Here is a 12,212-nt window from a genome sequence, read left to right on the forward strand (position 1 = left end):
CACACCAGAACAGAGAGCGAAACAGCGGGAGCCGTGACATCCCGGCCGATCGACATGACGTACGCCACACTTTCCTCCTGTATGTCACGTGCGCTCACCGCTGCGCCTCTGTGCTGGTAGACGAGGAGGTACGCCATGACACCGATCGGATCGACACCGCCCGCGCCGAACGCCGGCGAAGTAGTCACCGCCCAGTTTCTGGACCACCGGGACGTGCTGTTCTCCGTGGTCTACAACATGCTCGGCAGCGTCGTCGACACCGAGGACGTGCTTCAGGAGGTCTGGCTGGCCTGGTCTGCCAGGCATCGCGGTCCCGAGGTCGTGCCGATCGACAACCCGCGTGCCTATTTGATCCGGATCGCGTCGAACATGGCGTTGGCGCGCCGCGCCGATCTGAGCCGCCGCCGCGAGGTCTACGTCGGTCCGTGGCTGCCCGAGCCGCTGCTCACCGACAACGATCACGTCGCCGACTCCGCCGATCGGGCGCAGTCGCTGTCCACGGCAGTACTGGTTGTGCTGGAGACCCTGTCACCGCTGGAGCGCGCCGTTTTCGTACTGCACGAACTGTTCGGTTTCAGCCACGTGGAAGTGGCGGGGATACTCGACCGCACGCCGGAGGCGGTTCGCCAGCTCGCCACCCGGGCACGTCGACATGTGCATGCCCGCCGACCACGGTATCGAGCCGATCCGGAGATTCGCGCCGCGGTGGCCGAGCGATTCGCCGCCGCCGCGCTGGGTGGTGATCTGCCTGCGCTGCTCGAGCTACTCGCGCCGGATGTGACGCTGTCGACCGATAGCGGGGGCAAGGGACCGGCCTACAGCCTGGAACCGGTGCACGGTTGCGCCGACGTCGTGGCGGCCATGCTGACCATCACCGCGAATCGTCCGGAGAACATGAGTATTCGGTATCGATCGGTGGCCGGCGACCCGTGCGCCCTGGTCTTCTCCGGCGACGGTCCTGTGGCGGCTGTGGTACTCGACCTCACTGTCGATGGTCACCGGATCGCAGGGATCTACTCGGTGACGAATCCCGACAAGTTGTCGGGCATTCGGGACAGCGAAAGCGATTTGACTACGAAGTCGTCACCCCGAAGCGGCAGCCTGCGCACCGATGTCGGTCCCATGGCATAGGCTGGCCCCCGGCACCGCGATGTCCGTGCCTGCTTCTGTGCTCGATGGAGATACCGCAGTTTCGATCTATATCTCTCGGGTCGAACATCACGCTCTTCTGCTCACGATCCGCTGATAGGCGGTGTTGCGCTCCATCCGTGGCGATTGTGCTGTTCGGTTCGATAGCTGCCCTGGATGGACAACCTCGCACGAAGGATCGGTATGAAGAGCGGAAAACGCGCGTGGATCGCAGCACTCACGGGAACCCTCGTGGTCGTCGGCGTCGGAGTCGTGGCCACCTCGACGGTCGGGGCCCAGCCGCCGCCGATGCAGGCGGCGGGGGGTGACATCGTCTACGCCGGAGGTGCGGCGACGGCGATCACGATTCCCGGCCCGGCGGGGCCGATACCGGCACGATCCACCCGCATCGTCTACACCAGCAACGACACTCACGGCGCGCCGAACACGGTGGTCGGCACCTATCTGGAATCCACGCAGCCCTGGACCGGCCCGGGCCCGCGACCGCTGGTGGCCTACGCGGGCGGCGCACAGGGACAGAGCGCCGAATGCTCGCCGTCGGCGATGCTGGGGCAGGTGGTCCGGTACCAGCCGCCCGCCGACGTGGTCTTCGAATACGACATCATGGCGATCTATCAGCTCCTGGCGAGCGGGATGGCCGTGGTGATGACCGACTATCACGACTTCGGGGTACCGGGAGTGCACGACTTCCTGAACCGCAGGACGCAGGGATACGCGGTGCTGGATTCCGCGCGGGCCGCGCTGCGGCTGCCCGGGTCCGGGCTCGGCCCGGACGCACCGGTCATCATCTACGGCTACTCCCAGGGCGGAATGGCCTCCGCTGCCGCCGCCGAGCTGCAGGCCGAGTACGCGCCGGAACTGAGCGTACGCGGAGTGCACGTGGGCGGACCGGTGTCGGGGCCGCAGGACTTCATCGCTCGCAGCGACGGCAACCCGGGCGTCGCGCCCGCTATCGCGTGGGTGCTCAACGGAATCGCCGCCGACTATCCCGAGACACGTCCGGTGCTCGACGCCGAGCTCAACGACACCGGCAAGGCGATTCTGCACAGCTCGGTCGGCACGTGCGGGGGTGGTCTCTCCGAGACCTTCGTCCAGCCCCAGGAAACCTCGCGGTGGACCACCAGCGGACTGCCGCTCACGGCCGTGATCGACCGTTCCCCCGAGTTGAAGGCGGCATTCGACGAGCAGCGTCTCGGCGGGACCGCACCTGTCGCGCCGGTGCGCGTCTACTCGGCCAGGAACGACGAGAAGGCCACCTATTTCGCCGCGCGCGACCTGGCCGCGCGATGGTGCGGCGGCGGCGCGGCGGTACAGCTGGATGCCGACAACTCGGTGCCCGCGATGGCGGGTTTCCTGGGCACCCATGATCTGGCCTTCTTCCCATCGCTGACGAGTTCGCAGCCCTGGATGGTCGATCGCCTCGCCGGCGTGCCCGCCCCGGTGAACTGCGCGGCCCTGCCCTAGCCGCGCCGATCTCCATCGATCCTCGAGACCACGCGACCGCATCGCCCTACGAGCAACTCCGGTATATCGGTGGCTGCGATGCGGTCGGGTGGGATCGAACCGACCAGGTTGTCGATCGTGTTGGTGGATCGAGCCGCTCGTCGTGTTCCCGGCGATTTCGACACGCGATCATGTCGACTCGCGCCCCGGACGCTGAACTCGGTCGGGCATCGTGTTGGCGCGGGTGAGGTCGCCATCGTAATGGGCCAGAACCCGGTGATCCATGGTGCGCCGCCACAGCGCCGGCACCGATGCCACGACGATCATGGTGGCATAGCCCGCGGGCAGCTGCGGTGCCTCGGACGCGGTACGCAGGGTCTGATATCGGCGCGCTGGATTAGCGTGATGATCGCTGTGCCGCTGTAGGTGGAACAGGAAGATATTGGTGACGAGGCGGTCGGAGTTCCAGCTGTCGGCCGGCGAGCAACGCGCCCAGCGACCGTTCGGCAACCTGCTTCGCAGCAGACCGTAGTGCTCGACGTAGTTCACCGTCTCGAGCAGCCAGACGCCGATCACCGCCTGGACCGCGAGATAGGGCAGGATGCCGGGTCCGAACACCGCGACGAGCCCGCCGAACAGCACCAGCGTCATCGCCCACGACTGCAGAATATTGTTGCGCGGGTTCCACCACGAGCGTCCCTGGCGTTGCAGCCGTTCCTGTTCCAGTTCGAGCGCTGACCGAAAACCCCCGATCACGCTGCGGGGCAGGAACTCCCACAGGGACTCACCGAACCGCGCGCTGGCCGGGTCCTGCGGCGTAGCGACCCGAGCATGGTGGCCTCGATTGTGCTCGACGTAGAAATGCCCGTATCCGGATTGCGCCAGTGCCGCCTTCGCCAACCACCGTTCGAGCCGCTCTACCCGATGACCGAGTTCGTGTGCGGCGTTGATACCGATCCCCGCCAGAAAGCCGACGGTCACGGCCAGCCCCAGCTTGTCGACGAATCGAAGGTCCGAACCAGTCCACAGCGAGCACGCGATAACCAGGGCGGCGACCTGCACCGGGAGGAACAGGTAGGTACACCACCGGTAAAAGCGGTTGGCACTGAGTTTTTCGTAATCCTCGTCGCTGGCATTGTGGCCGTCTTCACCGACAAGTCGATCCAGCACCGGAATCGCGAACAGCACGATAATCGGTTCGATCCACCAGAATATGGTCGATCCGGTGCGCATCACCAGCTGTGAGGGCAGCAGCGCGCAAATCGGCGCCAGCAATCCGAATGCCCAGAGAAATCGTTTCGGGTCTGCCGTCGGCACCACATAGCGCCCGAGTAGGTGACGCGGCCGCGGCACCCGCTTCGACATCTTCATCGAAGAATCGGGGTCAAGGCTGCCTCGAGCAGGTCGCCGACGCGCTGAAGCAGTCGCCGACGGCCACCTCAACGATCAGCAGCGATGATGCCGACAGACCCATACTGTCCGCGACGACGGCTCCTGGCAGAACTGTCGACCACTTGCACACTCGCCTCCTCAAGATCAGACCCCCTACTGTGATGCGCAGCACTTTGCTAGCGGAACGACATAGACCGTACACAAAGCCTCGCCGGAGTAGAAATCAGGTAGCGATCGGTGTGATGATCAGGCGTTATACTACAACCTTCTCAGTTCCCGACGCGGACATCGAAGTGCTTCACATTCGAGGCAGGCGCGTAAGAACCTGAATTCATATAGCGTACAACTATCATTTCCGCTGGAAAGCGGCCTTCTTCGGTACCGCTCGAGCCTGCGACCCTGGCCCGGGTCGTAGAAAATTCGGCTCGGAGCTGTCGGGGCGGACCGGGCGGCCGAATCAGTAGACAGCGCCCCAGTATTCGTTCACCGTCCAGGTCACCGCACGGAATTCGGGGTGTTTCGGATCGTCGGTGACGGTGATCGTCGCGCGCGCCAGGTCGATCTTCATGCCGTCGGCCACGAACTGCTGACTGTTGGCGGTGAAAGTGAAGAAGGTTCCTTCGAAGGGTTCCGGCCGCAATGCCGGTGCTGTCGCCCGCACGATGCGGGTGCCGGCCCGGTCCTCGCACACGACGAATCGCTGGTCGCCGCCCACGGTGGAGCCGTGAAAGGTCGTCACCGAGCTGCCGGTGGTCTGACCGACCAGCAGTACCAGCCGTTCGGTGCCCCGGCATCGGGCGAACGAATCGCGGTAGCCGTAGATGTCGGTGCCCGCGGGCAGGGTGCCATCGGTCTGTACCGGTGCTGCCGTCGTGCTGGTACCCGGTGTCGACGGGCCGGGCGAGGTGGCGGCGGCGTTCTCGCCGGAGCATGCCACCATCGAACAGATCAACGCGGCCCCCGCCAGCGCCGTGCAGCGTTTCCGTGCTGAAATCATCGACGGAGCATATCGATTCAGGCGAAAGGCCATTCCGCCTCGCTGCCCGCGCGGCAGCGAACTCGTGGACTTCCGGATCGGCGCCCGGCCCGAGCAACCGGGGTTACCGTGGAGCGAGGTGTCTAGGAGAGGACCATCGCCATGTACCCGCCCGGCCCCCGACTACCCGCGATCGCGCAGACGATTCGGTATGTGCAAGCGCGGGAGCGGTTCATGACCGCCACCGCACGCCGTTACGGCGACACCTTCACCCTGCGTTTGGTGCCGCCGTATGCCCGACATCTGGTGGTGTTCACCCGCCCCGAACACATTCGCGAGATCTTCGCCGCCTCCCCCACCGACCTGCACGCCGGCGAGAGCAACGGCATCCTGCGTCCGTTGCTCGGCGATCATTCGGTGCTCATCACCGACGAGGCCGAGCACGCTCGCGCCCGCCGCCTGCTGATGCCCGCCTTCACCGGGCCCGCGCTGACCGGTTATCGCAAGATGATCGAGCAGATCGCCGCCGCCCACGTGGAGACCTGGCGGGCTGGGTCGACGCTCTCCAGCCTGGACGCGATGACCGCGATCACCCTCGATGTCATCGGCGAGGTGGTGCTCGGTGTCGCCGATCCGCGCCGCCGTGACCTACTCGGTCCACCTATGCGCCGCATCACCGACATCGCCCCGCTCACCCTGCTCGGTTCCCGCTACCCGGCCCTGCAAACCCGCGGTCCGTGGAAGCGGTTCCACCAGGACCGGGCCGATCTGGATACCCACCTCTACGCCGAGATCGAGCAGCGCCGCACCGGCAACGACGCCACCGGCGCAGATGTGCTGTCGCGACTGATGGCACCGGGGACCGGCGACGACGCCCCGCTCACCCCGGACGAGCTCCGCGATCAGTTGGTCACCCTGCTCGCCGCCGGGCACGAGACGACCTCGGCCGCACTGTCGTGGGCGCTGCGCGAACTGGCCGCCGACCCCGCCCAGCAGGACCTCGCGCGCCGAGCCGCGCTCGACGGCGACACCGCGTACCTCGAAGCGGTGATGAAGGAGGCACTGCGCTACCACTGGGTCATCGGTGGTGTCGTACGAAAGCTCACCCGCGATATGCGGATCGGTGGCCACGACCTGCCCGCTGACACTGTTGTCGCGACCTCGATCCTGCTCGCGCACAAGCGGCCGGAGGCCTTCCCTGACGCGGTGTTCCGGCCCGGTCGATTCCTCGACGGCAGTGTGGCGCCGAATACCTGGCTGCCGTTCGGCGGTGGGGTGCGCCGGTGCATCGGAGCGGGTTTCGCGCTGATGGAGGGCGCGGCGGTGCTCCAGGAGATCCTGCGCCGCCACACCCTGTCACTGCCCGCGAACGCGACGACGCGTGGCCGGGTCCGCAACATCACGCATGTGCCGTCCGACGGGGCACCGATTCTGATCAGCTGAACAGCGCGACATCGCCGGCCGTCCGGTTACCTCACCTGTTGGATCCGCGCCATGGCGTCGCGGGCATCAAGCGTGGCACCGGTGGCAGCGGTGCGGCCGCGGGTGACGTTCGGAACGCTTGAATCATGAGGGCGGCGAAGCGGCGAGAGGCAGCGATTCGTGCGGCCGGTGTCCCGGCGTGAATGCCGTTGTTGGCCATGATCATCAGGATGAGATCGTCGACGCCGATGTCAGAGCGCAGGTGACCGGTGTCCTTGGCGCGGCGGATCAGTTCGGCGGCGCCGGTGAGCGAGGAGTTGCGGATCGCCGTGAAGTCCAGCGCGTGCGGGTACGCGGACATGAAGGCCGCGGTGAAGCCGCGGTCGCGGGCTTGCAGCGCGCAGAGCTTCTCGACGGTGCGGCAGAAACCGTGCCAGGGATCGGGGTCGGCGAGCCCTTCGTCCACGAGAGTCCGGCAGGCGAGCATCTGATCGGTGAACGCCTCGGCGACCAGGAGCTCCTTGGAGGGGAAATGGCGATAGAGGGTGGCGGGGCCGACCTCTGCCCGCCGCGCGATCTCCCGCATCGGCATGTCGAGGCCGTCGTTGACGAACACCGCGCGGGCCGCGTCGAGGATCCGTTCACGGTTGTCCCTGGCATCGGATCGCAGGGTATGAGGCAAACGGGTGGTCACCGCTCTCACTTTAGCTAAACGGACGCCGGTGTCCGTTACGGTCCCACTGGTCAGTTCCGCTCGGACAGATCACGGAGACACCGATGAAAGCAGTAATCGTCGAAACGTTCGGCGGCCCTGAGGTCCTGGCGGTGGTCGAACTCCCCGATCCGAAGCCGGCCGCCGGACAGGTGTTGGTCACGACCGAGGCGATCGGCGTCGGCGGAGTCGACGCTCTCATCCGCAGTGGCGCGCTGGCCGCCTACGCGACCACGCCGGGTCGCATCCCCGGCCACGAGGTCGCGGGCACCGTGACCGACGTCGGCCCGGGCGTCGACCCAGGGTGGATCGGGCAGCGCGTGTGGGCGTTCACCGGTGAACACGGCGGCTACGCCGAACGTGCGGTGGCCTCGGCGGAAACGCTCGTCGCCCTCCCGCGGACCATGTCGGCTGTCGACGCGGTGACACTCGGCAGCTCGGCGGTGGTGGCGCACTTCGCGCTGCGCCATGCGCGTTTCGCGCCCGGTGAGTCGGTGCTGGTGCGTGGCGCGGCCGGTGGCATCGGGGTGATGGCCGTCCAGCTCGCGGCGCGTGGCGGTGCTCGTGCGGTCGCGGTCACGACCTCATCGGCCGAGCGCGGCGAGCGCCTGCGCGAGCTCGGCGCGACCCACGTACTCGACCGCGGCGGCCAGGGCACGAAAGACGCCCCCGCGGCCTACGACGTCATCATCGACATCGTCGCCGGCGCGGATCTGCCGTCGTTCTTCGCCGGACTCGAGCCGAACGGTCGCATGGTGGCCGTCGGCGTGATGGCGGGGATGCCACCGGCGGACTTCGGCGCGGAATTGATCGCGGCTTTCCGGAAGTCGATGTCTTTCGCGACGTTCAGTGCCGACACGGTGCCGACAGCCGACCGACGCGCCGCGACCGCCGAACTGTTCGCCGCCGCGGGCCGCGGCGAGCTGAAAGCGGTTGTGCACGAAACGCTTTCCCTGGAGCAAGCGGTGCTGGCGCACCGGAGAATGGAAAGCGGCGTGGTATTCGGCAGAATCGCGCTCACGCCGACGGCAGGATAGGCGACGCGCGAAGAGCTGATCGCTGACGCCCGAATTCCTCAGCCCATCAGACCGCTGCGGTAGGCGAGCACCACGGCCTGGGTGCGGTCGCGAGAACCGGTTTTGGCGATGACGTGGGAGACGTGGGTGCGGGTGGTGGCTTCGCTGATGAACAAGCGAGCGCTGATCTCGGCGTTCGCGTATCCCATCGCCATCAACACCAGCACCTCGCGCTCCCGGTTGGTCAGCCCGACCACGGTCGCCGGTGTCGTGGGGGTGGGCGGGGTCGCCGATCTCAGTGCGGTCAGGACCCCACCGACCACCGCGGGATCGAGCCAGCCCTCCCCCGCGGCGCAGGCGCGGATCGCCTCGGCGAGATTCGCGGGGGCCGCGTGCTTGAGCAGAAATCCGCTGGCGCCGGCCGCGAGTGCTTGTTGCACAGCCTGCTGCTCGTTGAAGGTGGTGAGCACGAGAACCGCTGGTGCGTCGACGGATTCGCAGATCTTACGAGTGGCGCTGATGCCGTCGATCCTCGGCATGCGCAGGTCCATCAGGACCACATCGGGCCGGACGGCCGCGGCGAGTTCGATCGCCGTGGTGCCGTCGCTCGCCTCACCGACCACCTCGATATCGGGGATGGCGCCGAGTACCAGGACGACACCGGCACGCACCAGGGCTTCGTCCTCGGCGATGATCACGCTGATCCTCACGTGGCGTTCTCCTGGATTCCGGTGGGGCTCAACGGTATCTCCGAGACCACCGACCAGCCGGTGCCGTCCGGTCCGTATTCGACTGTGCCACTCAGTGTTTGCAATCGCTGAGCGAGCCCGGTCAGGCCCTGGCGCGTGGAGAGCCGATCGACCTGCGGGACAGGGCCGTCCCCACCCGTACTGCGCACCGCGACGGTCACACTGGTGCGATGCCAGCCGATGCTGATATCCACGGTCGCACCGGCACCGGCGTGTTTGGCGACGTTGGTCAGCGATTCCTGCACGAGCCGGTAGGCCGCCAAGTCGATGTCGGGGTCGACCGTCGGTGGCCGAATGCCCTCGGTGTCGAGCCGAATACGCAGCCCACCCGCGCGATTGCGCTCGATCAGGCTTTCGAGCGAGGCCGGTGCCCGCACACGGGAGTGTGACCCCTCGTCGGGGTCTCGCAACAGTCCGAGCAGCTCGTGTAGTTCGCCCATCGCCTGTGTCCCCGCTTTTTCGATCACCGCCAAGGCATCGGCCACCTTCGGATGCTCGTCGGAGGTGAACGCGCGGGCAGCCGCGGCGTGCAGGATCATGGCGGCAACCGCACCGGACACGCTGTCGTGCAGATCGTGCGCGAGCCGCAGCCGTTGCGCCGCCAGTGCGGCCTGCGCCTCGGCGGCCAGGCGCGCCTGCGTCGCCAGCGCGCGGCGCTCGCGCAGAGAGAGCAGGCGGCCGACACCCCACACGACGCCGAGCGCCAAGGCCCACATGATCCCGGCGACGAGGTAGTGATGCAGCTGCGGCCCGGCGGCTCCGGCCAGCTGGTTGTGATAGGTGAACAGTCCCAGCGAGAACGCGGACCCGATGAGGATCAGCCGAGCCGCGCCTGCCGACACCCGGCAGGCGGCCGCGAAGGTGGCGACGAGCAGATAGCCGACCGGAAAATACGTCGGCACAAGGAAATTCACCGCGGTGAAGCCCCAGGCCACCACCCACACCGCGATCGGATAACCTCCGCGCGCCAGCAGCGCCGCGCACAGCAGGACAGCCGCGGTCGGCACCACCCACATCGGCAGCGAACCGCCGCCGATGAGCTGACGATCGCCACCCCATGCCGCAAGATCGATCCCACCGACGGCGACGACCAGCGCGACGTCGGCGAGGCGGCGCAGCGGTGTGGCCTCGCGGCCGAGTTCAACCACCGCCGAGGAGCTTCCATACCCAGGTCAGTGGGTTTCCGATCGACATCGCGGGCGGCGGGGTCGCGGCGGCGACCTCGGTGAGCACTGTGCGCACGGCCGCGATGACATCGTCGCGGCTCGGTTCGGCCAGCCCGCCGTCGATCTCACCGAGGGCGACCGGAACCCCGCGTGGCGGCGCCGCCGAGGTTCGCGCCAGCTGGAGCAGCACGATATCCGGTGCTTGCGGCACGACGATCGTCGCCGAGACATCGACCACTTCGCCGTATTCGTGCGCCGCGCTGAACACTCCGAGCCGCAGTGGCGTTTCGCGTTCGGCGAGCTTCGCGGCCAACGCCGGGTGCGCGAGGGCGAATTCCCGCTCGAGCAGAGTCGCCCGGCCGAGCGCCACGCCGGTAGCGCCCCCTTCGTCCACGGCGTACACGACTACGAAAGTGCGTGCTGTCATGGGCAGAAGTGTCCCACGACACGGTAATGGGGGCTATGCCTTCGCGGTCTGCCGCCGCGAACTCGCGCAGGCCGCACGCCGGGCGAGCACCGAGGCGAAGGCGACGGCGGCCGTCAGGTCGGCCAGAACGAACACCCAGATCCCGGTGCGCACGCCGAAGTGTTCGCCCAGTACGCCGCCGAGTAGCGCGCCCACCAGGTTGGCCGCGGTGGTGCCGGTGCCCAACAGGGCCCCCACGCGAGCGAAGTAGCGGTCCCCCACGTCGGTACCCATCACCGTGATCAGGGCGATGTTCATGATCGCGCCGAAGAACGTCGGCAGCGCGGTACTCGCGCACACGATCAGCAGGGCGAGGGGGAATCCACCGGCGGTCAGGGGTAGTGCGAGCGCGCATCCCGCCGCGGCGAGAACTGTCACTCGCAGTACTCGATCGGCCGAGATCCCTGCAGCGAGGATGCGGGGAGCCGCGAGCGCGCCGACAGCCGCGGACAAGGTGGCCGCGACGGCGGGAATGCCGTACGCGGATACCGGGATTCCGATGTCGTCGAGCAGGAACACCGCGCGCTGGGCAGCCACGCCGCCGGATGCCGCACCACCGATCAGCAGATACAGTGCCAACGCGGACAGCACCGCGGAGTCGCGCAACACACGTACCCCATCGGCGAACTCGCCGGCGATGCCGCCTCGTCGAGCGGTCTCGCGGTGATCGGGTGTCGACAGGCCCGCGAGGCACAGTGCGCTGAACAGATAGGTCAGCACGTCGCAACTGAACATCACCGCCGCGCCGGCCGCCGTGAACAGCGGCCCGGCCACCGAGGCCCCCGTCGAGCGCGCCAGCAGCGAATGTGATTGCAGCCGTGCGCGTGTGGTGCTCACATCGCGCACGCCGAGGGTGCTCAGATGCGAGAAGTACAGTCCCGCTCGCGCGACCCCGGTCACCCCGAGGGTGAGCGACAGACCGATCAGCGTGGTCACGGTCAGCACGCGAGCGAACGCCGCCACCGCGCACACCGCGATCGCGCAAGCCGCGATCAGATCAGCGACGATCAGCACCCTTCGTGGCCGACTCACGCGGTCGAGCAGCACGCCGGCGAAGGGTCCGAGGACCAGTGGCGGCACCGCCGACGCGGCGACCATCAGTGACACCTCACGCGGCCCCGCGCCGAGGACGGCGACGGCGGTAACGGAGACTGTGGTGCTGGTCAGCGCGCTTCCGAAGGTCGAGGCGACCTGGGCGACGGTATAGCGCCGCAGATCCGAAAGCTGTCGTGTCGAGAGTTGATCGCCCATGGTCGGTTCCTTGCCGGATTACGGGGAATCGCTGGGCGCGGGTCCTGACGGGCCCGTGCCCAGCGGATGTTTCGTGCGGCTACGCCTCGACGGCGTTGGTGCAGTTCTGCATGCTGAGGGTGCTCCAGCCGGCGTCCTCGCCGTCGTTCTTGGCGGTCTCGGCCTGCAGTTTCAGGATCTGGGTCATGATGTTCACCTCCTTTCGAATGCCTGGTGCGCACTACATTTCGTGGACATTGGTGCAGTTCTGGATGCTCCAGGTGCTCCAGCCGCCGTCCTCGCCTTCGTTCTTGGCGGTCGTGGTTTGCAGCTTCAAGATCTCGATCATGGTGATCACCTCCCTTCAGGTCGTCGTCGGATCATCGGGGGCTCACTGCATTTCGTGGCCGTGGGTGCAGTTGGCCATGCTGAGGGTGCTCCAGCCGGCGTCCTCGCCGTCGTTCTTGGCGGTCTCGGCCTGCAGCTTCAGG

General features: G+C 67.4%; 11 protein-coding genes. 4 read left to right on the top strand and 7 right to left on the bottom strand.

The annotated features are described in order from the left end of the window. The first annotated feature begins 135 nt into the window (after nucleotides 1-135). Nucleotides 136-1,131 (top strand): sigma-70 family RNA polymerase sigma factor, encoded by a 996-nt coding sequence (locus NA12_RS19540; RefSeq protein ID WP_067453054.1) that lies wholly within the window; start codon nucleotides 136-138, stop codon nucleotides 1,129-1,131. Between the two features lie 201 nt (nucleotides 1,132-1,332). After that, nucleotides 1,333-2,613: a lipase family protein gene (locus NA12_RS19545; protein WP_067453743.1), complete on the top strand. Its 1,281-nt coding sequence runs from the start codon at nucleotides 1,333-1,335 to the stop codon at nucleotides 2,611-2,613. Between the two features lie 168 nt (nucleotides 2,614-2,781). On the opposite strand, the gene NA12_RS19550 is transcribed toward NA12_RS19545, so the two are convergent. Continuing rightward, nucleotides 2,782-3,957, bottom strand: a complete 1,176-nt coding sequence (locus tag NA12_RS19550; RefSeq protein ID WP_067453056.1) for an alkane 1-monooxygenase — start codon at nucleotides 3,955-3,957, stop codon at nucleotides 2,782-2,784. A 484-nt stretch (nucleotides 3,958-4,441) separates the two neighbouring features. Further along, nucleotides 4,442-4,981, bottom strand: coding sequence for a hypothetical protein (locus NA12_RS19555; protein ID WP_067453059.1), 540 nt, complete (start codon nucleotides 4,979-4,981; stop codon nucleotides 4,442-4,444). A 141-nt stretch (nucleotides 4,982-5,122) separates the two neighbouring features. Between NA12_RS19555 and NA12_RS19560 the strand changes: the two genes are divergently transcribed. Further along, complete coding sequence (locus NA12_RS19560) at nucleotides 5,123-6,403, top strand: cytochrome P450 (RefSeq protein ID WP_067453062.1); 1,281 nt, start codon at nucleotides 5,123-5,125, stop codon at nucleotides 6,401-6,403. Between the two features lie 31 nt (nucleotides 6,404-6,434). Here the strand turns inward: NA12_RS19560 and NA12_RS19565 are convergent, their stop codons facing one another. Continuing rightward, nucleotides 6,435-7,076, bottom strand: a complete 642-nt coding sequence (locus NA12_RS19565) for a TetR/AcrR family transcriptional regulator (RefSeq protein WP_174551109.1) — start codon at nucleotides 7,074-7,076, stop codon at nucleotides 6,435-6,437. 83 nt (nucleotides 7,077-7,159) lie between these two features. Here NA12_RS19565 and NA12_RS19570 point away from each other — a divergent pair, with 83 nt between their 5' ends. Then, a complete protein-coding gene (locus NA12_RS19570; RefSeq protein ID WP_067453072.1) occupies nucleotides 7,160-8,131 on the top strand; it encodes a zinc-binding dehydrogenase in 972 nt (323 codons plus the stop codon). Nucleotides 8,132-8,169: 38 nt separating this feature from the next. Here the strand turns inward: NA12_RS19570 and NA12_RS19575 are convergent, their stop codons facing one another. From NA12_RS19575 to NA12_RS19590, 4 genes are read right to left on the bottom strand one after another with little or no spacing between them, the layout of a single operon-like run. Further along, nucleotides 8,170-8,820: a response regulator transcription factor gene (locus tag NA12_RS19575; RefSeq protein WP_067453075.1), complete on the bottom strand. Its 651-nt coding sequence runs from the start codon at nucleotides 8,818-8,820 to the stop codon at nucleotides 8,170-8,172. Then, the gene (locus tag NA12_RS19580) at nucleotides 8,817-10,007 is read right to left on the bottom strand and encodes a sensor histidine kinase (RefSeq protein ID WP_067453078.1); all 1,191 of its coding nucleotides are present in this window, start codon (nucleotides 10,005-10,007) and stop codon (nucleotides 8,817-8,819) included. Before NA12_RS19580 ends, NA12_RS19575 begins: the two co-directional genes overlap by 4 nt. Continuing rightward, complete coding sequence (locus NA12_RS19585; RefSeq protein ID WP_132370043.1) at nucleotides 10,000-10,452, bottom strand: hypothetical protein; 453 nt, start codon at nucleotides 10,450-10,452, stop codon at nucleotides 10,000-10,002. Before NA12_RS19585 ends, NA12_RS19580 begins: the two co-directional genes overlap by 8 nt. A gap of 33 nt (nucleotides 10,453-10,485) precedes the next feature. Further along, nucleotides 10,486-11,742 (bottom strand): MFS transporter, encoded by a 1,257-nt coding sequence (locus tag NA12_RS19590; RefSeq protein WP_067453085.1) that lies wholly within the window; start codon nucleotides 11,740-11,742, stop codon nucleotides 10,486-10,488. Between the last annotated feature and the right edge of the window lie 470 nt (nucleotides 11,743-12,212).

This window comes from Nocardia alba NBRC 108234, assembly GCF_001612665.1.
Lineage (GTDB): Bacteria > Actinomycetota > Actinomycetes > Mycobacteriales > Mycobacteriaceae > Nocardia > Nocardia alba.